Origin of the sequence: Pseudomonas sp. JDS28PS106, from assembly GCF_036706555.1 — a bacterium.
Classification (GTDB): Bacteria; Pseudomonadota; Gammaproteobacteria; order Pseudomonadales; family Pseudomonadaceae; genus Aquipseudomonas.
Genome location: NZ_JBAJGT010000002.1, coordinates 269522 through 294154, shown reverse-complemented (window position 1 = coordinate 294154; position 24633 = coordinate 269522). Strand labels below are relative to the sequence as shown.

The 24633-nt window shown below is 62.2% G+C and carries 20 protein-coding genes; 13 read left to right on the top strand and 7 right to left on the bottom strand.

From position 1 onward, the window contains the following. Positions 1–79 precede the first annotated feature (79 nt). The 5 genes from TRP66_RS04570 (at position 80) to prpF (ending at position 7058) form a co-directional block, all read left to right on the top strand. A complete protein-coding gene (locus tag TRP66_RS04570; RefSeq protein WP_333400175.1) occupies positions 80–784 on the top strand; it encodes a GntR family transcriptional regulator in 705 nt (234 codons plus the stop codon). After that, positions 781–1674, top strand: a complete 894-nt coding sequence (gene prpB / locus TRP66_RS04565; RefSeq protein ID WP_333400174.1) for a methylisocitrate lyase — start codon at positions 781–783, stop codon at positions 1672–1674. The genes TRP66_RS04570 and prpB overlap by 4 nt, the downstream gene beginning before the upstream one ends. Before the next feature lie 205 nt (positions 1675–1879). Further along, complete coding sequence (gene prpC, locus TRP66_RS04560) at positions 1880–3007, top strand: bifunctional 2-methylcitrate synthase/citrate synthase (RefSeq protein WP_333400173.1); 1128 nt, start codon at positions 1880–1882, stop codon at positions 3005–3007. Positions 3008–3072: 65 nt separating this feature from the next. Next, entirely contained in the window at positions 3073–5661 is a 2589-nt protein-coding gene (gene acnD, locus TRP66_RS04555; RefSeq protein WP_333400172.1) for a Fe/S-dependent 2-methylisocitrate dehydratase AcnD, read from the top strand. Positions 5662–5855: 194 nt separating this feature from the next. After that, a complete protein-coding gene (gene prpF, locus TRP66_RS04550) occupies positions 5856–7058 on the top strand; it encodes a 2-methylaconitate cis-trans isomerase PrpF (RefSeq protein ID WP_333400170.1) in 1203 nt (400 codons plus the stop codon). Between the two features lie 157 nt (positions 7059–7215). On the opposite strand, the gene ppsR is transcribed toward prpF, so the two are convergent. After that, complete coding sequence (gene ppsR, locus TRP66_RS04545) at positions 7216–8034, bottom strand: posphoenolpyruvate synthetase regulatory kinase/phosphorylase PpsR (protein ID WP_333400169.1); 819 nt, start codon at positions 8032–8034, stop codon at positions 7216–7218. 185 nt (positions 8035–8219) lie between these two features. Between ppsR and ppsA the strand changes: the two genes are divergently transcribed. The 8 genes from ppsA to TRP66_RS04505 all read left to right on the top strand — a co-directional run bounded on the left by ppsA (position 8220) and on the right by TRP66_RS04505 (position 16340). Beyond that, on the top strand, positions 8220–10595 hold the full coding sequence (gene ppsA / locus TRP66_RS04540) for a phosphoenolpyruvate synthase (protein WP_333400168.1): 2376 nt from the start codon (positions 8220–8222) through the stop codon (positions 10593–10595). A gap of 171 nt (positions 10596–10766) precedes the next feature. After that, positions 10767–11756, top strand: a complete 990-nt coding sequence (locus TRP66_RS04535) for an alpha/beta fold hydrolase (protein WP_333400167.1) — start codon at positions 10767–10769, stop codon at positions 11754–11756. 107 nt (positions 11757–11863) lie between these two features. Continuing rightward, entirely contained in the window at positions 11864–12352 is a 489-nt protein-coding gene (rraA, locus tag TRP66_RS04530) for a ribonuclease E activity regulator RraA (protein ID WP_333400166.1), read from the top strand. 11 nt (positions 12353–12363) lie between these two features. After that, complete coding sequence (locus TRP66_RS04525) at positions 12364–13359, top strand: zinc transporter ZntB (protein WP_333400165.1); 996 nt, start codon at positions 12364–12366, stop codon at positions 13357–13359. Positions 13360–13448: 89 nt separating this feature from the next. Next, positions 13449–13697 (top strand): CrfX protein, encoded by a 249-nt coding sequence (locus TRP66_RS04520; protein WP_333400164.1) that lies wholly within the window; start codon positions 13449–13451, stop codon positions 13695–13697. A 2-nt stretch (positions 13698–13699) separates the two neighbouring features. Continuing rightward, positions 13700–14524, top strand: coding sequence for a mechanosensitive ion channel family protein (locus tag TRP66_RS04515; protein WP_333400163.1), 825 nt, complete (start codon positions 13700–13702; stop codon positions 14522–14524). 84 nt (positions 14525–14608) lie between these two features. Further along, positions 14609–15199 (top strand): RNA polymerase sigma factor SigX, encoded by a 591-nt coding sequence (gene sigX / locus TRP66_RS04510; protein ID WP_333400162.1) that lies wholly within the window; start codon positions 14609–14611, stop codon positions 15197–15199. A 106-nt stretch (positions 15200–15305) separates the two neighbouring features. Next, entirely contained in the window at positions 15306–16340 is a 1035-nt protein-coding gene (locus TRP66_RS04505; RefSeq protein ID WP_333400161.1) for an OmpA family protein, read from the top strand. Here TRP66_RS04505 and TRP66_RS04500 read toward each other — a convergent pair. From TRP66_RS04500 to TRP66_RS04475, 6 genes are all read right to left on the bottom strand, one after another. Next, positions 16328–16516, bottom strand: a complete 189-nt coding sequence (locus TRP66_RS04500) for a hypothetical protein (RefSeq protein WP_333400160.1) — start codon at positions 16514–16516, stop codon at positions 16328–16330. The genes TRP66_RS04505 and TRP66_RS04500 overlap by 13 nt on opposite strands. Positions 16517–16649: 133 nt before the next feature. Then, positions 16650–19367, bottom strand: a complete 2718-nt coding sequence (locus tag TRP66_RS04495; RefSeq protein WP_333400159.1) for a nitrate reductase — start codon at positions 19365–19367, stop codon at positions 16650–16652. Then, the gene (locus TRP66_RS04490; protein WP_333400158.1) at positions 19364–20593 is read right to left on the bottom strand and encodes an NAD(P)/FAD-dependent oxidoreductase; all 1230 of its coding nucleotides are present in this window, start codon (positions 20591–20593) and stop codon (positions 19364–19366) included. Before TRP66_RS04490 ends, TRP66_RS04495 begins: the two co-directional genes overlap by 4 nt. A gap of 243 nt (positions 20594–20836) precedes the next feature. Continuing rightward, positions 20837–22498, bottom strand: a complete 1662-nt coding sequence (locus TRP66_RS04485; RefSeq protein ID WP_333400157.1) for a bifunctional protein-serine/threonine kinase/phosphatase — start codon at positions 22496–22498, stop codon at positions 20837–20839. Positions 22499–22504: 6 nt separating this feature from the next. Continuing rightward, positions 22505–23716, bottom strand: coding sequence for a nitrate/nitrite transporter (locus tag TRP66_RS04480; protein ID WP_333400156.1), 1212 nt, complete (start codon positions 23714–23716; stop codon positions 22505–22507). Positions 23717–24046: 330 nt separating this feature from the next. Continuing rightward, the gene (locus TRP66_RS04475; protein WP_333400155.1) at positions 24047–24622 is read right to left on the bottom strand and encodes an ANTAR domain-containing response regulator; all 576 of its coding nucleotides are present in this window, start codon (positions 24620–24622) and stop codon (positions 24047–24049) included. Between the last annotated feature and the right edge of the window lie 11 nt (positions 24623–24633).

Below are 24633 nucleotides of genomic sequence, written 5' to 3'. Positions count from 1 at the left end.
TTTTTGTCGTCTAGCCGCTCGCTTCGCGGATAAATCCGCTCCTACTGGTTTGTTTAGGGTTTTACGGGAAGTGTCGACAATGCTGAGCGAGGTCCAGATCTCAGGCGAAGACCAGGGTACGCTGGCGGAACATGTTTTCCGGCGAATTCAGTCGGCCATTATCAGTGGCGAGATTGCGCCGGGCAGCAAGATCTCCGAGCCGGAGCTGGCACGCACCTATGGCATCAGCCGCGGACCGCTGCGCGAAGCCATCCACCGGCTTGAAGGGCAGCGCCTCGTCGTCCGGGTGCCCCACGTTGGCGCTCGCGTCGTTTCCCTTGATCATGCCGAACTGATCGAACTGTACGAGATTCGCGAATCGCTTGAGGGAATGGCCTGCCGGCTGGCGGCGCAGCGCATGTCGAAAGCCGAGATCGATGAGCTACGCGCGGTCCTCGATACCCACGAGCGGGACGAGGCGTTCCAGGCCGGGCTTGGCTATTACCAGCAGGAAGGCGACTTCGATTTCCACTACCGGATCATTCAAGGCTGTGGCAACCGCACCTTGAGCCAGTTGCTCTGTGGTGACCTCTACCAGCTGGTGCGCATGTACCGCATTCAATTCTCCACCACGCCCAATCGCCCGCGCCAGGCATTCACGGAACATCACCGGATTCTCGATGCCATCGCCGATGGCGATGGCGAACTCGCCGAATTGCTGATGCGCCGACACATCGGCGCATCCCGCCGCAACATCGAACGGCATTACCTTGAGCAGCCTGCTCCCGAACGAGGTGAACAATGAACAATAATCCGCAAACCCCCGGCCAGCGCTTTCGCGACGCGGTCGCCACCGAGCATCCGTTGCAAGTCGTGGGCGCAATCAACGCCAACCACGCGCTTCTGGCCCAGCGCGCCGGCTTCAGGGCGATCTATCTGTCCGGCGGGGGCGTCGCGGCGGGATCGCTAGGGCTGCCGGACCTGGGTATCAGCGGCCTGGAAGATGTGCTGATCGATGTACGGCGCATCACCGATGTCTGCGATCTGCCGCTGCTGGTGGATGTCGACACCGGCTTCGGTTCTTCGGCCTTCAACGTGGCTCGCACGGTGCGCTCGATGATCAAGGCCGGCGCCGGCGCCATTCATATCGAAGATCAGGTGGGCGCCAAGCGCTGCGGGCACAGGCCCAACAAGGAAATCGTCTCGCAGCAGGAAATGGTCGACCGCATCAAGGCGGCGGTGGATGCACGCACCGACGACAGTTTCGTGATCATGGCGCGTACCGATGCGCTGGCGGTCGAGGGTCTGGAGTCGGCGCTGGAGCGCGCGGCGGCTTGTATCGAAGCGGGGGCGGACATGATTTTCCCCGAGGCCATCACCGAGCTGGCCATGTACAAACAATTCGCCAACCGCGCCGGCGTGCCGATTCTCGCCAACATCACCGAGTTCGGCGCTACGCCGCTGTTTACCGTGGATGAGCTGCGCGAGGCCGACGTTTCGCTGGTGCTCTATCCTCTGTCCGCGTTCCGCGCCATGAACAAGGCGGCGCAGAATGTCTATGGCGCGATCCGTCGCGACGGCACCCAGAAAAATGTCATCGACACCATGCAGACCCGCATGGAGCTGTACGACGCCATCGATTACCACGATTTCGAGCGCAGGCTCGATGCGCTGTTTGCGCAGAAAAAGGGCTGAAGCGGTCCCGGTGGCCCCTGCGAATTGCACGAAACCTGTAGGAGCCAGCTTGCTGGCGATCTGCCGCGCAGCGGCAGCAGAACCGAACGGCGCTGTGTTTCAGAAGGACCGCGTAATCGTTCATCGCCAGCAAGCTGGCTCCTACGGACATGGGTATATATGACAACAAGCCGATTCCCGACAATTTCAAAAACTGGAGAATGCAATGGCTGAAGCAAAAGTATTGAGCGGCGCCGGTCTGCGAGGCCAGGTCGCCGGACAGACTGCCCTGTCCACCGTCGGCATGGCCGGCGCCGGGCTGACTTACCGTGGCTATGACGTGCGCGAACTGGCAGCCGGTGCGCGCTTCGAAGAAGTCGCCTATTTGCTGCTCTATGGTGAGCTGCCGACCCAGGCCGAATTGAATGACTATCTGCAGCGTCTCAAAGGCCTGCGCGATCTGCCGCAACCGCTCAAGGAAGTGCTGGAGCGAATCCCCGCCGACACTCACCCGATGGACGTGATGCGCACCGGCGCTTCGATGCTGGGCACGCTGGAACCCGAGCGCGGTTTCGAGCAGCAGTGCGACGCCACCGACCGCCTGCTGGCAGCGTTCCCCGCGATCATGTGTTACTGGTATCGCTTCAGTCACGACGGTGTACGCATCGACTGCACCAGTGATGAAGACTCCATTGGCGCGCACTTCCTGCGCCTGCTGCTGGACAAGTCGCCCAGCGAACTGCACCGCAAGGTCATGGACGTCTCGCTGATTCTCTACGCCGAGCACGAGTTCAACGCCTCGACCTTCACCGCGCGGGTCTGCGCCTCGACCCTGTCCGACCTGTATTCCTGCATCACGGCGGCCATCGGCACCTTGCGTGGCCCCTTGCATGGCGGGGCGAACGAAGCGGCGATGGAGATGATCCAGCGCTTCGGCAGCGCCGATGAAGCGACCCAGGGCACACTGGGCATGCTTGAACGCAAGGAAAAGATCATGGGCTTCGGGCACGCCATCTATAAAGAGTCGGACCCGCGTAACGAAGTGATCAAGGAGTGGTCGCGCAAGCTTGCGGACGAGGCGGCCGACCAGGTGCTGTTCCCGGTCTCCGAAGCCATCGACAAGGTGATGTGGGATGAGAAGAAACTGTTCCCCAATGCCGACTTCTACCACGCCTCGGCTTACCACTTCATGGGTATCCCGACCAAGCTGTTCACGCCCATCTTCGTCTGCTCGCGGGTGACCGGCTGGGCGGCCCATGTCTTCGAGCAGCGGGCGAACAATCGCATCATTCGTCCAAGCGCCGAATATGTCGGGGTGGAGCAGCGCCCGTTCGTATCCATCGATCAACGTTGACGGAAGCAGGGGAGCCGCCAGAAGCTCCCCGCGCCGTCCGGACCTTACCGTGACCGAGTCTTCGCATGAACACTGAATACCGCAAGCCGCTTCCCGGCACTTCACTGGACTATTTCGACGCCCGCGCGGCCGTCGACGCCATCCGGCCCGGCGCCTACGACACCTTGCCCTACACGTCCCGCGTGCTGGCGGAAAACCTGGTGCGTCGCTGCGATCCCGTCAGCCTCGAAGCATTGCTGACCCAGCTGATCGAGCGTCGCCGGGATCTGGACTTCCCCTGGTTTCCCGCCCGCGTGGTCTGTCATGACATTCTCGGCCAGACCGCGCTCGTGGATCTGGCCGGGCTGCGCGATGCCATCGCCTCCCAGGGCGGCGACCCGGCGCTGGTCAATCCGGTGGTGCCGGTGCAGTTGATCGTCGACCATTCGCTGGCAGTGGAGTGTGGCGGCTACGATCCCGACGCCTTCACCAAGAACCGCGCCATCGAGGACCGCCGTAACGAGGACCGTTTTCACTTCATCGACTGGACCAAGCAGGCATTCAAGAACGTCGAAGTGATCCCGCCCGGCAACGGCATCATGCACCAGATCAATCTGGAGAAAATGTCGCCGGTGGTGCAGACACTCGATGGCGTGGCGTTTCCCGATACGCTGGTCGGCACCGACAGCCATACGCCCCACGTCGATGCGCTGGGAGTGGTCGCAATCGGCGTAGGCGGGCTGGAGGCGGAGAACGTGATGCTGGGGCGTGCTTCCTGGATGCGTCTGCCGGATATCGTCGGCGTCGAGCTGACCGGTCGCCGCCAGCCCGGCATCACGGCCACGGACATCGTGCTGGCGCTGACCGAATTCCTGCGCCGGCAGAAGGTGGTCGGCGCGTACCTGGAATTCTTCGGCGAAGGCGCTTCCAGCCTGACCCTGGGTGACCGTGCCACCATTTCCAATATGGCGCCGGAATATGGCGCGACCGCCGCGATGTTTTCCATCGACTCGCAGACCCTCGATTACCTGCGCCTGACCGGCCGGGAAGATGATCAGGTGCGGCTGGTGGAGACCTATGCGCGGCAAACCGGGCTGTGGTCGGACAGTCTGGCGCAGGTCGAATACGAACGGGTGCTGAGCTTCGATCTGTCCACGGTGGTGCGCAATATGGCCGGGCCGTCGAATCCCCATGCCCGGGTCGCAACCTCCGAGCTTGCCGAAAAAGGCATCGCCGGGCCGTGGCAAGAAACGCCGGGGCAGATGCCCGACGGCGCGGTCATCATCGCGGCGATCACCAGTTGCACCAACACCAGCAACCCGCGCAACGTCATCGCGGCGGGACTGCTGGCGCGCAATGCCAATCGCCTGGGTCTGGCCCGCAAACCCTGGGTGAAAACCTCACTGGCACCCGGCTCCAAGGCGGTGGCGCTGTATCTGGACGCGGCCGGGTTGACCCGCGAACTGGAGCAACTGGGTTTTGGCATCGTGGCCTTCGCCTGCACGACCTGCAACGGTATGTCCGGCGCGCTGGATCCGGTCATCCAGCAGGAAATCATCGACCGCGATCTGTATGCCACCGCGGTGCTGTCCGGTAACCGAAACTTCGATGGCCGTATCCATCCTTACGCCAAGCAGGCCTTCCTGGCTTCGCCGCCGTTGGTGGTCGCCTATGCCATCGCCGGGACCACACGTTTCGACATCGAGCGTGACGTGCTGGGCGTGGTGGATGGGCGAGAAATACGCCTGCGCGACATCTGGCCTGACGATCAGGAAATCGACGCCGTGGTGCAGGCAGCGGTGAAGCCGGAGCAATTCCGTCAGGTGTATATCCCGATGTTTGCCGTGGATGACCTGAGCGGGCCGCAGGTCGAGCCGCTCTACGATTGGCGGCCAATGAGCACCTACATTCGGCGTCCCCCTTACTGGGAAGGCGCGCTGGCCGGAGAGCGGACTCTGGCGGGCATGCGCCCGCTGGCGGTGCTGCCGGACAACATCACCACCGACCACCTGTCGCCGTCCAATGCGATCCTGCGTGACAGCGCCGCCGGTGAATACCTGGCGAAAATGGGCGTGCCGGAAGAAGACTTCAACTCTTACGCGACCCATCGCGGCGATCACCTGACCGCGCAACGCGCCACCTTCGCCAACCCGCAACTGGTCAACGAAATGGCCGTCGTGGACGGGCAGGTCAAGAAAGGCTCGCTGACCCGGCTGGAGCCTGAGGGCAAGGTGATGCGCATGTGGGAGGCCATCGAGACCTACATGCAGCGCAAGCAGCCACTGATCATCATCGCCGGCGCGGACTATGGCCAAGGGTCGTCCCGCGACTGGGCCGCCAAGGGCGTCCGGCTGGCGGGTGTCGAAGCCATCGCGGCGCAGGGCTTCGAGCGTATCCATCGCACCAATCTGGTGGGCATGGGCGTGCTGCCGCTGGAGTTCCAGCCGGGCACCACGCGGCTGACCCTGGGCATCGACGGCAGCGAAACCTTTGACGTGATTGGTGAACGAACGCCCCGCGCGACCCTGACGCTGGTCATCCACCGTCACAATGGCGAGCGGCTAAACGTGCCGGTCACCTGCCGGCTGGACACCGCCGAAGAAGTCTCGATCTACGAGGCGGGGGGCGTGTTGCAGCGTTTCGCCCAGGATTTCCTGGAGGCAAGCGATGGCTGACGCCGGCATCCGCCGCCTTGGTGCCAGGTTCCACCTTGCTACGGGCTGTCGCGAGCAAGCTCCCTCCCACGGTCATGCGCATACCTTCTGTGGGAGGGACCTTGGTCGCGACGAGACCGACGCTATCTGTCAGGTGTCAATCAGGCACTGATCGCCAGAACGTCTGGCCGTGCATCATTAAAGGACAAACCCTCATGCCTCACGCACCCCAACTCAAGATTCCTGCCACCTACATGCGTGGCGGCACCAGTAAAGGCGTGTTCTTCAAGCTGAGCGACCTGCCTGAAGCCGCGCAGGTGCCGGGACCCGCACGTGACGCGCTGCTGCTCAGGATCATCGGCAGCCCCGATCCCTACGAAAAGCAGATCGACGGCATGGGCGGTGCGACGTCCAGCACCAGCAAGGCTGTGATACTGGCGCCGGCCAGCAGGCCGGATCACGACGTCGATTACCTGTTCGGTCAGGTCTCCATCGACCAGCCGTTCGTGGACTGGAGCGGCAACTGCGGAAACCTGTCCGCCGCGGTGGGCGGTTTTGCGATTCGCAGCGGGCTGGTAGACCCGGCGCGTGTGCCCCATGACGGGGTGGCGACCATACGGATATGGCAGGCCAATATCGGCAAGACGATCATCGCTCATGTGCCGGTCAGCAACGGGGACGTGCAGGAAACCGGCGACTTCGAGCTGGATGGCGTGACCTTTCCGGCAGCCGAGGTGCGGCTGGAATTTCTCGATCCGGCGGCTGATGAAGAGGGCGCGGGCGGCTCGATGTTTCCCACCGGCAATCTGATCGATGAACTCGATGTGCCGGGAGTGGGGGCGCTTAAAGCCACCCTGATCAACGCCGGCATCCCGACCGTGTTCGTCAACGCCGTCGACATCGGCTACAGCGGCACCGAACTGCAAGGCGACATCAACGGCGACCCGCAGGCTCTGGCCGTGCTCGAAGCGATCCGCGCCGCCGGCGCGGTGCGCATGGGGCTGGTGGACAGCATCGAGCAGGCCGCCGCGCGCCAGCACACGCCCAAGGTCGCATTCGTCGCGCCACCGGCCGACTATCGGGCTTCCAGCGGCAAGCAGGTCAGCGCGCAAGACATCGACCTGGTGGTGCGCGCGGTGTCCATGGGCAAGCTGCATCACGCCATGATGGGCACTGCGGCAGTCGCCATCGGCACCGCCGCAGCCATCCCCGGCACGCTGGTGAACCTGGCCGCTGGGGGCGCGTCCCGCCGGGCCGTGCGCTTTGGCCATCCATCCGGCACCCTGCGCGTCGGCGCCGAGGCGATTCAACAGGACGGTGAATGGAAAGTGACCAAAGCGATCATGAGTCGCAGCGCCAGGACCCTGATGGAAGGCTGGGTGAGGGTGCCGCCAGTGGCAATCAACGACCATCCGTAGGAGCGGATTCATCCGCGATCTGCCGCGAAGCGGCAGCAAAACCGGACCACGCAGAGTGTCAGACAAACCGCGTCATGGTTCATCGCCAGCAAGCTGCCTCCCACAGAATACATCACACACGCACAGATGACAGGGGGGCTTGAATCCACAGCCGGCGTTACTTGAACCGGCGCTCCACCCCTTTCTCCACCAGCACTTTGGCCGAGATCTCTTCCACGGAAAAATGCGTCGAGTTGATATGCGCGATGTTCTCCCGGCGGAACAGGTTCTCCACTTCGCGCACTTCGAACTCGCACTGGGCGTAACTGGCGTAGCGACTGTTGGGCTTGCGCTCGTGACGGATGGCCGTCAGGCGATCAGGGTCGATGGTCAGGCCGAAGAGTTTATCGCGGTGCGCTTTCAGTACCTCCGGCAATTGCAGACGCTCCATGTCGTCTTCAGTCAGCGGATAGTTGGCCGCGCGGATACCGAACTGCATCGCCATGTACAGGCAGGTCGGCGTTTTGCCGCAGCGTGAAACACCCACCAGAATGATGTCGGCCTTGTCGTAATACTGGGTGCGGGCGCCGTCGTCGTTGTCCAGGGCGAAGTTGACCGCTTCGATACGCTCCATGTACTTGGAACTGTGCCCGATCGAATGGGATTTACCCACCGAATAGGACGAGTGTGAACTAAGCTCCTGCTCCAGCGGCGCGAGAAAGGTCGAGAAGATATCGATCATGAAGCCGTTGGAGGTAGCCAGGATTTCGCGGATTTCCTGGTTGACGATGGTATCGAAGATGATCGGCCGGGCATCGTCTTTGTCGGCGGCGTTGTTGATCTGTTGTACCATCGCCCGGGCCTTCTCGACGCTGTCTATATAGGGGCGCGTGAACTTGTTGAAGGTAATGGTTTCAAACTGCGCTAGCAGACTCTGGCCCAGCGTTTCGGCGGTGATACCCGTGCCGTCGGAAATAAAGAAAGCGGATCGTTTCATGTGCGTCTTGACCTTAAGGCAGGTGACGATTCCTGGATATCATAGGCGCGCTTGCGGCCCTCGAAGCTGCATTCTCGCCTTTTTAACCGGTTCTGGCTCGCGCCCGATCCAACTGGCCGGCAGTCGCTTCCCGGCGGCCGTCGGTACTTGAGCTTTTCCCAACAACCGTTAGTGGAGAGATCACCTTGGTAGAGTACGTAGTTTCCCTCGATAAGCTCGGCGTCCATGATGTGGAGCATGTGGGAGGCAAGAACGCATCCCTCGGCGAAATGATCAGCAACCTCGCGGGCGCTGGCGTTTCGGTGCCTGGTGGCTTTGCTACCACGGCCCAGGCCTACCGTGATTTCCTTGAGCAGAGCGGTCTGAACGATCAGATCCATGCTGCTCTGGATGCTCTTGATGTCGACGACGTCAACGCGCTGGCCCGTACCGGCGCGCAGATTCGTCAGTGGATCATGGAAGCCGAGTTCCCCGAGCGCCTCGACGCCGAAATTCGCGCGGCTTTCGATGCGTTGTCCGCCGGCAACCCCAATCTGGCCGTCGCCGTGCGTTCATCGGCCACCGCCGAAGACCTGCCGGACGCCTCCTTCGCGGGCCAACAGGAAACCTTCCTCAACATTCGCGGCGTCGACAACGTGATCCGCGCCGCCAAGGAAGTGTTCGCTTCGCTGTTCAATGACCGCGCCATTTCCTATCGCGTCCACCAGGGCTTCGACCACAAGCTGGTCGCGCTCTCGGCCGGCGTGCAGCGCATGGTGCGTTCCGAAACCGGCACCGCCGGCGTCATGTTCACCCTCGACACCGAGTCGGGCTTCCGCGATGTGGTGTTCATTACCGGTGCCTATGGCCTGGGTGAAACCGTCGTTCAGGGCGCCGTGAACCCGGACGAATTCTATGTGCACAAGCACACGCTGACCGCCGGCCGTCCGGCGATCCTGCGCCGCAACCTGGGCAGCAAGGCGATCAAGATGATCTACGGCGAGGAGGCCAGTGCAGGTCGCTCGGTGAAGACCGTCGATGTCGACGCCGCCGACCGCGCGCGTTTCTGCCTGACCGATGCCGAAGTCAGCGAGCTGGCGAAACAGGCGATGATCATCGAGAAACATTACAAGGCGCCGATGGACATCGAGTGGGCCAAGGATGGTGACGATGGCAAGCTGTACATCGTGCAGGCACGCCCGGAAACCGTGAAGAGCCGTTCCTCGGCCAACGTCATGGAGCGCTACCTGCTCAAGGAAAAGGGCAGTGTCCTGGTCGAAGGTCGCGCCATCGGCCAGCGCATCGGCGCCGGCAAGGTGCGGATCATCAAGGACGTGTCGGAGATGGACAAGGTCCAGCCCGGCGACGTGCTGGTGTCCGATATGACCGATCCGGACTGGGAACCGGTGATGAAGCGCGCCAGCGCCATCGTCACCAACCGTGGTGGTCGTACCTGCCACGCGGCGATTATCGCTCGCGAGCTGGGCATCCCGGCGGTGGTCGGTTGCGGCAATGCGACCGAGCTGCTGAATGACGGCCTGGGCGTGACCGTTTCCTGTGCCGAAGGCGATACCGGTTATATCTTCGAAGGCGAACTGGGCTTCGACATCAAGACCAACTCGGTCGATGCCATGCCCGAGCTGCCGTTCAAGATCATGATGAACGTCGGCAACCCGGATCGCGCCTTCGACTTCGCCCAGTTGCCCAACGCCGGTGTCGGCCTGGCGCGCCTGGAATTCATCATCAACCGCATGATCGGCGTTCACCCCAAGGCGCTGCTCAACTACGCCAACCTGCCGCCCGAGATCAAGGACAGCGTCGACAAGCGCATCGCCGGCTACGACGATCCGGTCGAGTTCTATGTCGAGAAACTGGTGGAAGGTATCAGCACCCTGGCGGCGGCGTTCACGCCCAAGAAGGTCATCGTGCGTCTGTCGGACTTCAAGTCCAACGAGTACGCCAACCTGATCGGCGGCAAGCTGTACGAACCGGAAGAAGAAAACCCGATGCTGGGTTTCCGCGGTGCGTCGCGCTATATCAGCGAAAACTTCCGCGACTGCTTCGAACTGGAATGCCGCGCGCTCAAGCGGGTTCGCGAAGACATGGGGCTGTCGAACGTCGAGATCATGGTGCCGTTCGTGCGCACCCTGGGCGAGGCGAGCCAGGTCATCGATTTGCTGGCGGCCAACGGTCTCAAACGCGGCGAAAACGGCCTGCGCGTCATCATGATGTGCGAGCTGCCTTCCAACGCGATTCTCGCCGAGGAGTTCCTGGAGTATTTCGACGGGTTCTCCATCGGTTCCAACGACCTGACCCAATTGACCCTGGGGCTGGATCGCGACTCCGGCGTTATCGCGCACCTGTTCGACGAGCGTAACCCGGCGGTCAAGAAGCTGCTGTCCAACGCCATTGCCGCGTGCAACAAGGCGGGCAAGTACATCGGCATCTGCGGCCAGGGGCCTTCCGACCATCCGGATCTGGCGCGCTGGCTGATGGAGCAGGGGATCGAGAGCGTTTCGCTCAACCCCGATTCCGTGCTGGAAACCTGGTTCTTCCTCTCCGAGGGTCAGGCACCCGCCTGATGTGACGCCGACATGACCTGAGCCGTCTTGTGGTTCAGGTTTTTCACGAAAAAGGCGGTTTTCCCGGAAAACCGCCTTTTTTTATGGCTCCGGAATCTTGTTCGCTTCCAGCGGGCCGATTGCCCGGTACGCCGGATCATTACTTTCGACCCACACCTCGATAACAGCACTATGCAAAGCAGCAGCCATTTATTCCCCGTGGCCCTGATCAGCGCCGAGCGCCGTGGCGATCTGATCGAGGACGTCTACCGCCTGAAACCCTGCAACAGCCCCGACCCCAGCGTCGAGCTGGCGCTCACCCGGCTCGGTCTCGCCGATCCTCTGGCGGTGCGCGGCGTGCCTGTCATCCTGGTGCATGGCAGCTTTTCCAATCGTCGTTTCTGGTATTCGCCCAAGGGTATCGGTCTCGGGCCTTTTCTGGCACGGGCCGGTTACGACGTATGGATCGCCGAGATGCGCGGCCATGGGCTTTCAGCGCGCAATGAAACTTACCGGCACAATCGTGTCGCCGACTATGCCCGTTATGATCTACCGGCCATCGCGGCGTTCGTGCGCGAGCAGAGTGGACAGATTCCTCACTGGGTCGGCCATTCGCTGGGCGGCACCACGCTGGCGGCGGCGCTCGGCGGACACTACCTCGGCTCGGCGGATGCCGCCTCGGTGGCCCTGTTCGGCAGCCAGGTCAGCCGTACTTACTGGCCGCTGAAGATCCCGCCGCTGCAATGGTCGGGGCGCCTGCTGCTCAAACGCTTCGAACATATTTCCGGTCCGCGGCTCAAGCGGGGTCCGGAAGACGAGCCGACGGGGCTGGTACTGGAAAGCATGCGCTGGCATGGATTGTTCGGCCGCTTCGGCGAGCGGGACAACCACTGGTGGGAAGGGCTGCGATCCGTGCAGGTGCCGGTGCTTGCCGTGGCGGCCGCCGGCGATCATCAGGACCCGGAGTGGGCCTGCCGGATGTTGTTCGAGCAGATCGGTTCGCCGCACAAGCGCTTTCTGTGTCTGGGCCGACAGCACGGCTTCGCCGAAGACTTCGGTCACGTCGAGATGGTCGTCAGCAAGGCTGCGCAGCGGGAAGTCTGGCCGCGGGTCGCCGACTGGCTGCGCGAGCAACGTAAGGTGACGCAAGGCGAGCCTGAGCGGGAGGCGGTTGCCGGTTGAGCCCGGAAGGGAGGCGTTCCTGGGTGGGATTAAATTCACTATGCTGGTTTAATCGCGAACGCAGCTAAAGACTCGATCCCTCATCTCGACCGCCAGGAGCTGAACTCATGCACTACCTTACCCCTGATCTGTGCGATGCCTACCCTGAACTGGTTCAGGCCGTGGAACCCATGTTCAGCAACTTCGGCGGACGCGATTCGTTCGGCGGACAGATCGTTACCATCAAATGTCATGAAGACAATTCGCGGGTCAAGGAGCAGGTGGCGCTGGAGGGGCAGGGCAAAGTGCTGGTGGTCGACGGCGGCGGCTCGTTGCGCTGCGCGCTGCTGGGCGACCAGTTAGCCGAGCAGGCCGCGAAGAATGGTTGGGAAGGCCTGCTGATCTACGGCTGCATCCGTGACGTGGACGTCATCGCCCAGATCGATCTCGGAGTCCAGGCGCTGGCCAGCCATCCGAAGAAGACCGAGAAGCGCGGCATCGGCGATCTGGATGTGCCGGTTACCTTCGCCGGCGTCACCTTCAGGCCGGGCGACTGGCTGTATGCCGACAACAACGGTGTGATCATTTCCCCGTCTCCTCTGAAAATGCCTGAATAAGCGAAACCTGAATGTTTGATGAAGCCAACGCGCAGTGGGGGCTGGTGCATGCTCTCGTATTGGATGGCAAAGGCGGAGCCCGTTTCATCGCCAGAACCGAACTCGATGCCTTGCAACTGCAGCCCGAGGAAAGCCTGTGGCTGCATTGGGACCGCAGTCACCCGCAGACCCACACCTGGCTGCGCAAGGCCAGTGGTCTGAGTGAGTTCGCCTGCGACCTGTTGCTTGAGGAAAACACACGTCCCAGGCTGCTGCCGCTGCCCGACGAGGAACTGTTGCTGTTTCTGCGCGGCGTCAACCTCAATCCCGGCGCGGAGCCGGAAGACATGGTGTCGGTGCGCATTTTTGCCTCGGCGCGGCGCGTGATCTCGCTGCGTTTGCGGCCATTGCGCGCGACCGAGGACCTGATCGAGCGTCTGGGGCAGGGCAAAGGTCCGAAAACGTCATCGGAACTCATCCTCTATCTCTCCCAATACCTGACCGACAAAATTCAGGGGCTGGTCAGCGACCTGTCCGAATCGGTCGACAGCGAAGAAGAAAAGACCGATGCCGACGAGTGTTATACCCCGGACCACAGCAAGCTGTTGCAGATCCGACGGCGGGCGGCGGGGCTGCGACGTTTTCTCGGACCACAGCGCGATATCTACGCGCAGATGTCGCGCAGCAAGCTGCCCTGGTTCGTGAGCGACGACGCCGATTACTGGAACGAGCTCAACAACAGCCTCACCCGTTACCTCGAAGAGCTGGAGCTAACCCGCGAGCGGGTAGGGTTGCTGCTGGAATCGGAAGACCGGCGTCTGAGCGAACACATGAACCGCACCATGTACCGCTTTGGCATCATCACCGGGATCTTCCTGCCCATGAGCTTCCTGACCGGCCTGCTGGGTATCAACGTCGGCGGAATTCCCGGCTCCGACAGTCCCTACGGATTTCTTATCGCCTGCGGCCTGATCGTGGCGCTGGCGCTCGGCCAATGGTGGCTGTTCAAGCGCCTGCGCTGGGTCTGACGAGCGTGGGCGTCGGCAGATTTTTTTCGAGCCGCTGTGACCTGACCGAAAGCGGCCTCGTCTCTCACTGACATTACGTGAGGTGCCTGATGCACGACCCGTTCGAAGAATCTTTACGTGACATGCTCAAATCGTCATCCTCCAGCCGGGATGATGACGCTTGCCTGGGGCGCGTGCTCAAGACCGCCAATCGTCAGGTCGGCGCCGGCGTCCTGTTCGGATTGCTCGGCCGCTGGTCCGAAGCACTGATGATCGCCCTCAACAACGGTTCGGCCCATGTAGCGCCGGTCTCCCGTCGTCCCAAACCTTCCGCTCGTCCTGTCGATAAGGCTGATTGAACATGGAATTGGATCTCTGGACCCAGAGTCTGGTTACTGCAATGACTGCATTGTGGACCAAAATCGCTAACTTCATCCCCAACCTGTTCGGCGCCCTGGTCGTGGTGCTGCTGGGTTTCGTGGTCGCCAAGCTGCTCGATGCACTGCTGTCCAAATTGCTCGCCAAGCTGGGCCTGGACCGGCTGATGGGCGGTACCGGCCTGACCAAGATCATCGGCCGCGCCGGCGTGAAAGTCCCGATTTCCACTGTGATCGGCAAGATCGTCTACTGGTTCGTGCTGTTGATTTTCCTGGTATCGGCCGCTGAGTCCCTGGGGTTGCAGCGGGTGTCCGCGACGCTGGACATGCTGGCGCTCTACCTGCCAAAGGTGTTCGGAGCCGCGCTGGTCCTGCTGGTCGGCGTACTCCTGGCCCAACTGGTCAACGGTCTGGTGCGAGGCGCCGCGGAAGGCGTCGGCGTCGATTATGCGGCGGGTCTGGGGCGGGTTGCCCAAGGGCTGGTCATCATCATCAGCATCTCCGTGGCGATCAGTCAGCTGGAGGTCAAGACCGACCTGCTCAATCATGTGATCGTCATCGGTCTGATTACCGTTGGTCTGGCTGTAGCGCTTGCGCTGGGCCTGGGCAGCCGGGAAATCGCCGGGCAGATCATCGCCGGGATTTATGTGCGTGAACTGTTTCAGGTCGGACAATATGTCCAGATCGGGGAAGTGGAAGGGCAGATCGAAGAGATAGGCACGGTCAAGACGACCCTGCTGACTGATGAAGGGGAGCTGGTGTCGTTTTCCAATCGCGTCCTGCTCGATCAGAGAGTCAGCAGCCGTTAAGCGGTTAACCTGCTAAACTATGCCGCCAAATTGCCGCGACCCGCGCAGTGGCGGACATTGACCTGACAGTCGGCAAGATTCGTTTTGAATAAACCCCTACCGCTATCGACGCGCTACGACCCCCGCGAGCTCTCTGACGAGGAGCTGGTCGCGCGCGCCCACGTTGAGCTGTTCAACGTGACGAAGGCTTATGAAGAGCTGATGCGTCGTTACCAGCGAACACTTTTTAACGTCTGTGCGCGTTATTTAGGGAACGATCGCGATGCTGACGATGTCTGTCAGGAAGTGATGCTTAAGGTGTTGTATGGATTGAAGAATTTCGAGGGTAAATCGAAGTTCAAGACCTGGCTCTACAGCATCACGTATAACGAGTGCATCACTCAGTATCGAAAGGAACGGCGAAAGCGTCGCTTGATGGACGCGCTGAGTCTGGATCCGCTTGAGGAAGCGTCGGAAGAAAAGGCGCCAAAACCTGAAGAGCGGGGCGGTCTCGATCGCTGGCTTGTGCATGTGAACCCGATTGATCGGGAAATCCTGGTGCTGCGTTTCGTCGCGGAACTGGAATTTCAGGAAATCGCCGATATCATGCACATGGGCTTGAGCGCAACGAAAATGCGCTACAAGCGGGCTTTGGATAAACTACGCGAGAAATTTGCAGGCGTCGCCGAAACTTAACTCGGAGCAAATATCTCTAACCAATCGGTAGGTTCTGTTAGACTGCCGACGAGTTGTCCCCCGGTATGCGGGACTGCTTTACAATCACCAGATGGGGATTTAACGGATGAAACTGAAAAACACCTTGGGCTTGGCCATTGGTACTATTGTTGCCGCAGCATCGTTCGGCGCTCTGGCACAAGGCCAAGGCGCAGTCGAAATCGAAGGCTTCGCCAAGAAAGAGTACTACGACAGCGCTCGTGACTTCAAAAACGACGGCAACCTGTTCGGCGGCTCGATCGGTTACTTCCTGACCGACGACGTAGAACTGCGTCTGGGTTACGACGAAGTGCACAACGTTCGTAGCGACAGTGGCAAGAACATCAAGGGCTCCAACACTGCCCTGGACGCTCTGTACCACTTCAACAATCCTGGCGACATGCTGCGTCCGTACGTCTCCGCTGGTTTCTCTGACCAGAGCCTGGGCCAGAACGACCGTGGTGGCCGTAACGGTTCCACCTTCGCCAACGTTGGCGGCGGCGCCAAGCTGTACTTCACTGACAACTTCTACGCCCGTGCCGGCGTTGAAGCTCAGTACAACATCGACCAGGGTGACACCGAGTGGGCTCCTAGCGTCGGTATCGGTGTGAACTTCGGTGGCGGCAGCAAGAAAGTCGAAGCAGCTCCTGCTCCGGTTGCTGAAGTCTGCTCCGACAGCGACAACGACGGCGTTTGTGACAACGTCGACAAGTGCCCTGACACCCCAGCCAACGTTACCGTTGACGCTGATGGCTGCCCGGCAGTTGCCGAAGTCGTTCGTGTTGAGCTGGACGTGAAGTTCGACTTCGACAAGTCTGTTGTCAAAACTGACAGCTACGGCGACATCAAGAACCTGGCTGACTTCATGCAGCAGTACCCACAAACCACCACTACTGTTGAAGGTCACACTGACTCCGTCGGTCCTGACGCTTACAACCAGAAGCTGTCCGAGCGTCGTGCAAACGCCGTCAAGCAAGTTCTGGTCAACCAGTACGGTGTTGGTGCTGAGCGCGTGAACTCGGTAGGCTACGGCGAAACCCGTCCAGTTGCTGACAACGCAACCGACGCTGGCCGCGCTGTAAACCGTCGCGTAGAAGCAGAAGTTGAAGCTCAGGCTAAGTAATTAGCCCGCTTCACCAGAAAAACCCGGCTCCGGCCGGGTTTTTCTTTGCCTGCAAGAAAGGGGCGACCGCCGCGAATTTTGTAGGAGCCAGCTTGCTGGCGATAAACGATCACGCGGTTCACCTGAAACACCGCGTCGACCGGTTTTACTGCCGCGCTGCGGCAGATCGCGAGCAAGCTCACTCCTACAGGACCGTGAGTGATTTGTAGGAGCCAGCTTGCTGGCGATAAACGATCACGCGGTTCACCTGAAACACTGCGTCGGCCGGTTTTGCTGCCGCTTTGCGGCAGATCGCGGCTGAAGCCGCTCCTACGCCACGGTTACCGCCTGAATAAGCCGCTTGATCTCTGGAACGCATGACCCGCATTGCGTCCCGCAACCAAGCCTGGCCTTGAGCGCCGGCATGTCCAGTCCTTGCTCGATCCCTTCGACGATCGCGCGTTGTCCCACGTTCTTGCAGTTGCACAGCACTTTGTCACGGGTCTGGGTTTCGGCAAGGCCGGGTGGGGCGCTAAGCGGTGCCAGCAGCCAGGGACGCACGGATTCATCGACCCGACCTTCAGACCAGAGGCTTTGCAACCAGTCCCGTGCCAGGGTTTCGCCTGCCAGCCGCAGTGCGGTCACCCTGTCATCTTCAACGCGCAGCCGTTTGCCGATGGAGCGGGCCGGGTCGTCGTAAGCCAGTACCGGCCCGTCGTCCAGGCCGAGCGCTTGATCGATCGCTTCAAGGACTCCTGCTTCGGGTGGATGCTCCGCGGCCGCCCTGACGACCAGCGCCGACCGCTCGCGACCGGTAAGGCCAAGGCTGACGAAATCGAAGCCTTCACACAACGCACGCAATCGGGTCAGACGTTGCTGGACGTCGCCTTCCACCAGCGCGAAAAGCTGCCAAGGCAACTCGGCGCGTTCGATTCGCACGGCGGCCTGCTTGAGTTCCGGCTGCCGCGACAAAGGATCGTAATCAGGCAGGGTCAGACTGTTCATCCCGCCTTTGAGAAACCGGTCGCCCCAATGCATCGGCAGAAATGCCTGGCCCGGCAGCAGGGCGTCATCCTTAATGACCGGCATCGTCAGCGCCCCGCGACGACTGGTCACACGCACCAAGTCACCGACCTGCAGGCGATGTTTAGCCATGTCGTGCGGATGCAGGCTCAACACCGCCTCCGGGACATGACCGAACAAACAGGCCGCGGTGCCGGTGCGGCTCATGCCGTGCCACTGGTCGCGCAGACGGCCGGTGTTGAGCGTCAGGGGATAATCGCTATCCCGCGGCTCGCGTATCGGCACATACGGATCATCCACGAACCTGGCCCGACCGGAGGGCGTGGGGAATGGACCATCGGCATACAACCGGGCCGTGCCCCGACTGGCACCCGCCGGGAACGGCCATTGCTGTGGACCGAATTGATCGAGCAGAGCACGGTCGATACCGGTCATGTCCAAATCCCGACCTGCCGTAAGCGGTATGAACTCCTGGAACAGGGTTTCCGCGTTCGCAAACTCGAAAAGCGCGGCAGCCTCGGGGCGCACTCGCTTCGCCAGCCTGCGGGCAAAATCGGTGGTGATTGCCCAGTCCGCGCGGGCTTCGCCGGGCGCGGGTACGGCCTTGCGCACGCTGGAGATGCGGCGCTCGGAGTTGGTGACCGTGCCTTCTTTCTCGCCCCAGCTCGCCGCAGGCAGCAGCAGGTCGGCGAAGGCCGCGGTTTCGGTGGTGGTGAACGCCTCCTGCAACACCACAAAAGGGCAGGCCTGCAACGCTGCCCGAACGTTCGCCTGATCGGGCAGCGACTGGGCGGGGTTGGTGCAGGCGATCCACAGCGCTTTGATCTTGCCGGCTTTCATCTGCTTGAACAGATCGATCGCCGATAACCCAGGGCTGGCCGGCAGGTCGTTTACGCCCCAATAGCGCGCAACTTCCGCCCGATGCTCCGGGTTGGCGACTTCGCGATGACCCGGCAGCAGATTGGACAGGCTGCCGGTTTCCCGTCCGCCCATGGCGTTCGGCTGGCCGGTAAGCGAGAAGGGGCCGGCGCCGGGGCGGCCGATCTGCCCGGTCGCCAGATGCAGGTTGATCAGCGCGCTGTTCTTCGCGCTGCCGGCGCTGGACTGGTTCAATCCCATGCACCACAACGACAGAAATGCGGGCGAGCGGCCGATCCATTCCGCGCAGCGCTGCAGGTCCTCGATACTGATGCCGCAGATCAGCGCCACCCGCTCAGGGGGAAACTCGCAGGCCAGGGCCGCCATCCGTTCGTAGCCCTCGGTGTGCGCGCGGACGAAGGCTTCGTCGATCTGGCCGTTGCGCTCCAGCAGATGAAACAAACCGTGGAACAGGGCGACGTCGGTGCCGGGCTGAATTGCCACGTGCAGATCGGCCAGTTCGCAGGTGTCGGTGCGGCGTGGGTCGACAACGATGACTTTCATGTCGGGTCGTCGGGTGCGGGCTTCTTCCAGTCGTCGAAACAGCACCGGATGGGCGTAGGCCATATTGCTGCCGACGATCATCACGCAGTCGCTGAGCTCGATGTCTTCGTAACTGCAAGGCGGTGCGTCGGCACCCAGGCTGCGTTTGTAACCGACGACGGCCGATGACATGCACAGCCGCGAGTTGCTGTCGATATTGTTGGTGCCGACCAATGCCCGGGCGAGTTTGTTGAAGGCGTAGTAATCCTCGGTCAGCAATTGCCCCGAGATATAGAAGGCGACACTGTCCGGACCATGCTCACGAATGCTCTCGGCAAACACGCTGGCCGCGTGGTCAAGCGCGGTGTCCCAGTCGGTACAGGCGCGGGCCAGCCCCTTGCTCAGGCGCAGCTCGGGGTAAAGCGCCCGGGCCGAGAGATCGCCGGTCAGGTGCAGGGTCGAGCCCTTGCTGCATAACCGGCCTTGATTGGCCGGGTGAGATGGATCGCCGCTGACGCCCAGGATGCGTTCGCCGTCGTGCTCGATCAGCACGCCGCAGCCAACGCCGCAGTAGCAGCAGGTGGAAGCCGTCACCTGGGTGGCGGGAGTGACGAAACCGTTCATGCGCATGCTCGCTCGACAGCCAGGGAGGGACCGAATATCAGGTGGTCGCGAAATCGACCAATGGGCGAAGCGTCGCATATCTGCTGCAAGTACCAGTTCCCGTCGCTGGTATCGCCATAAAGGCAGGCACCGACCAGCACGTCTTCCTTGATCACCAGCTTTTTGTAGATGCCGCTGGTCGGGTCCGACAAGGTGATGCTTTCCGTGCCGGGTGCGCCGAGGAAATCGCCCGCTGAAAACAGATCAATGCCGGTGACCTTGAGTTTGGTGGAGGTGATCGAACCCGAGTAGCGCGCATAGCCAAGCTGGGCCAGATGGTTGGCGCAGACTTTCGCCTGTTCGAACAGCGGGGCCACCAGACCATAGGCAATGCCCCGATGGCTGACGCATTCTCCAATGGCGTAGATGCGCGGGTCGTAGGTCTGCAGGGTATCGTTCACCAGGATGCCGCCATTGCAGGCCAGGCCCGCCTGTTCGGCCAGTTCGATATTGGGACGAATCCCGGCGGCCATCACCACCAGATCCGCGGCGATGCATTCACTGTCGGCCAGCCGGACCGACTCGACACGGCCCTGGGCGTCGCCCAGCAGGGCCTGGGTCTGGCCGGACAGGCGAAACGTCAGGCCGCGTCGTTCCAGCGCCTTCTGCAGCATCAGGCCGCTGGCTGGGTCGAGTTGCCGTTCCAGCAGCGTTCGCCCCCGGTGTACCACGGTGACCTGCATGCCCCGCAGCGCCAGCCCGTTGGCCGCTTCCAGCCCCAGCAGCCCGCCGCCGATTACCACAGCCCGGCGATGGGTACGCGCGGTCTCGATCATCTGCCGGGTGTGGCCGATATCCCTGTAGCCGATCACGCCTTCCAGTCTGTTGCCGGGGATCGGCAAGATGAACGGACTGGAGCCGGTAGCGATCAGCAGCCGGTCATAACGCGCTTCGCTGCCGTCGTCGGCGATCACCAGACGTCTGACCCGGTCGATACGCACGACCCGACGGTTGAGGCGCAAATCGATCCCGTGCCCGGTGTACCAGGCGAGGTCGTTGAGGACGATATCATCGAAGTCCTGTTCGCCCGCCAGCACCGGCGATAGCATTATGCGGTTGTAGTTGGGATGCGGCTCGGCGCCGAACACCGTGATGTCGTACATGTTGTCACGCAGCTTCAACAGCTCTTCGAGGGTGCGCACACCTGCCATGCCGTTGCCGATCATCACCAGCTTGAGTCTGTTCATGGTGCCTCCGCACAAACGAAAAGGCGCCCTGCCAGTTGCCTGACAGGACGCCTTTGTCCAGTCCCGTTATCGGGTGAGTGGGTTCTCGCCGTTGAGACCGCCACTCTATGTAGTCATCTGGGTTGATCCATGCAGCGCTTGTGCCAGTTTCCGAGATAGCAGTGGGCGGGGCCCTGGTGCCTTGCCATCCTCTACAAGTGCACCGGATTGATGCGCGGTGCACGCAACAGGGGCGTGGCTGGGTCAATGCCGAGCGAGCCAAACGCACGCTGCCAGCAGGTTGATGCCCAGAGAGAGCAGTGCCAGCGTCCTCCAGACCTTGAGCGGCTCGCGTTCCAGTAGAGGCCGCGAGCGTGACTGGGCCGGACGATGTTCCGCCTGCTCCATTTCCAGCAGCCACTGCTCGGCGGTTTCGTAGCGTTGCCCGGGGTCGGCCTGTAGCGCCTTGTTCAATACCTGATCCAGCCAGTCCGGGACATCCGGGCGATAGCGCCCGGCCGGTACAGGCGAGCCGAAACGCGGATGCTGAAAAGCTTCGATCTCGCCATAGGGGTAGTGGCCGGTCAGCAGCCGATAGAGCGTGACTCCGACCGCATAGAGATCCTGCCGCGCGTCCGGCGACGCGCCCGCGTAGATCTCCGGGGCTATGTAGCTGGGCGTGCCCGGCAGTTCGTCTGCGCTGAAGGTCGACAGGCCCGGACAGAACGCCAGACCGAAATCCAGAATGCGCAGGTCGTCCTTGCCTTCGAGCAGCAAGTTCTCCGGTTTGATGTCGCGATGAATGATATTGCGCCGGTGCAACAGGCCGACGCCCTTGAGCAGGGCGTTCGCCACGTCGCGCCACTGCGCCAGGGGCAATGGGCCGGACTGGGCGAGCAGGGTTGCCAGCGTATGTCCGGAATGTTCGCGCATGACGTAATACAAGTGCAGGCGTGCGGGCAGCGGGTGCAACTCCGGAAAATAACGTCCGGCGACCCGTCGCAGAAACCACTCCTCCAGCAGCAGGCCCTGCATGGCCGCGCCGTCGTCCTGGCGGTCGAAAGCCAGGGTTTTCAACAGCCAGGCCTGATCGTGCGCATCCCGCACCCGGTAGACGCACGACTGCCGGGAACGGGCCAGCTGGGAATCGATCCGCCAGCCCTCGAATTCCTGGCCGGGCTTCAGATTCGGCGGTAACGGCCACTGCTGCAATCGGGCCAGCGTGTCACCCAGATCGTCGGCGCCCAGACTCTCGACCTCGATCAGCAGCGCGCTGGCATTGTCCTGGCTGCCGGCCAGGTGTGCGGCCTGCACCAGCGTGCGTGTGGTGGTTTCAAGGTCCGATCGTTCGGCAAGGATCGACCGAATGCCCGCGTCTCCCAGCGTCGCCCAGACGCCATCGCTGATCAGCAGCAGACGCTCGCCTTCACGCAGTTCGCCGTCCAGATAGTCCATGACCAGATATTGGTCCAGGCCGAGCGCGCGCTTGAGCACGTGGCGCATGTCCGGCTGATCCCAGACGTGGTCCTCGCTGATCCGGGTCAGTTCGCCGTCGTGCCAGCGATAGGCCCGGCAGTCCCCGACGTGCGCCAGGGTGAAGCGCCGGCCGCGCAGCACCAGCGCGCTCAAGGTGGTCAGTAATCCGTTGGCGAGCAGCCAACGGTTCTGGGCCAGCAACAGACGGTCCAGCGATTGGGCAACGCCCCAGGTTTCCGGGGTCGAGTAATAATCCAGCGCCAGCGCCTGCAAAGTCGATCGAGCGGCCAGCCCACCGTCAGCGCATTGGCTGACGCCATCGGCCAGGGCGAACAGATAGCCTTTGCTGGCGGCGAGCGCGGGCGAAGGCGTCACCAGCCGGGTTGCGTCCTGATTTTCAGGACGCGGACCGCTGGCGGTATAGTCGGCGAAGCGCAGTGCCAGACTCACCGGCGATCAGACCCTGGCCGCGGTTACGGCTGCCGAGCCCCAGGTGGTGCGCCAGCGGCGCTTCACGTTCAACAGGCCGAACCAGGCGAGGACCGCAAGACCCGCGAACAGCCAGAGGCCAAGCTGATAGTCGCCGCTGTGCTGTTTGATGGCGCCCAGCCCGGCTGCCAGCAAAAAGCCGCCGATGCCGCCGGCCATGCCGATCAGACCGGTCATGACGCCGATTTCCTTGCGGAACCGCTGCGGAACCAGTTGGAAGACCGCGCCGTTCCCCGCACCGAGGCCGAGCATGGCGGCGACGAACAGGGCCAGCGCCGCCCACGAACTGGGCAGGTTGAACCCGACCGCGGCAATCCCGATGGCGGCGATGGTGTACATCACCGCCAGGGTGCGAATGCCGCCGAAACGGTCGGCCAAGGCTCCGCCCAGAGGGCGCATCAGACTTCCACCGAACACGCAGGCCGCGGTGTAGTAGCCAGCGGTGATCGGGCTCAGTCCGTATTGGTCGTTGAAATAGCCGGGCAGGGCGCTGGCCAGCCCGATGAAACCGCCGAAGGTCACGCTGTAGAAGAACATGAACCACCAGCTGTCACGGTCGCCCAAAGCCTTGAGGTAATCGGCCATGGATTTGGGTCTGGCGCGTTCCGGCGCATTGCGTGCCATCAGGGTAAAGGCGATCAGGGTCAGGATCAGTGGGATCAGTGCCAGGCCGAACACATTGCCCCAGCCGAAGCTGGCTGCCAGCACCGGTGCGATCAGCGCCGCCAGTACCGTCCCGGAGTTGCCCGCGCCAGCGATGCCCATGGCTTTGCCCTGGTGCTGCGGCGGATACCACTGCGAAGCCAACGGCAGGGCGACGGCGAACGATGCGCCGGCCATGCCCAGGAACAGGCCCAGCAGCAGGGCCTGCCCGTAACTGTGAATGCCCAGTTGCCAGGCGCCGAACAGCGCCACGATCACGATCACCTGACCGATGATGCCGGCAGTCTTGGGAGATAGCTGGTCAGCTAGCAAACCCATGAGAAAACGCAGCACCGCGCCGGCCAGGATCGGTGTTGCCACCATCAGTCCGCGTTGCTGGGTGGTCAGTTGCAAATCAGTAGCAATCTGCACCGCCAGCGGGCCGAGCAGGTACCAGACCATGAAGCTCAGGTCGAAGTAGAGAAAAGCGGCGAACAGAGTCGGTTTATGGCCGGCCTTCCAGAAGCTTGTATCCATTGCACACCTCATCATCCGCAAGTTAAGTCGGTCGGTTCGGGACCGGAACGTTGAGCAATCCAGATTCTGTGGCGAAGCATTCCGGACACCGGCTGCTCCACCCGCCCCGACGCCGGGGCTGAAACGCAAAAGACGCCGCATCGCGATTGCGTTCCAGGCGCTGGAGCGAAATCGTGAAGCGACGTCTTTGTCGTAAGGGTGGCAACCGCCGTTGGCTACCTGATGTTGGGCGAAGCAAGAGCCGGGCCAGAGTCGAGGAGCCCATTCCCTATCGCCAGCAAGGCGGAACGCCGCCCCGGTGGCTCCTACCAAAGGGAACGTGGCCCGGGCTTACCCCAACAATTCACTCATCGCAATGATCTGCTCGGCCACCTGGATCAGCTTCTGCTGGCGGCTCATCGCCTGTCGGCGCATGAGGGTGTAGGCCTCTTCCTCGTTGCAGTCCTTCATCTTCATCAGCAGCCCTTTCGCCAGCTCGATGCGCTTGCGCTCGGCCAGTTGCTGGTCGCGGGCCAGGAGCTGCGCGCGCAGGGCCTGGTCGCTTTCGAAGCGGGCCATGGCGACGTCTAGTATCGGTTGCAGGCGCTGGGCATGAATGCCCTCGACGATGTAAGCGCTGACGCCGGACTTGATCGCCTGGCGCATCACAGCCGGGTCATGCTCGTCAGTAAACATGACGATCGGCCGTGGCTGATCGCGGCTGACCAGCACCACTTGCTCCATCACGTCCCGGCCGGGGGACTCGGTATCGATCAGGATGACATCTGGTCGCACGGCCTGGACCCGCGCGGGTAGATCGATCATCAGTCCCGATTCGTCGATGACCTCGAAACCGGCCTCGGTTAGTGCGGTTTTCAGTCGCCCGACTTTTTTCGCCGTGTCGTTGATCAGCAGAATACGCAGCATGGTCCAGGCTC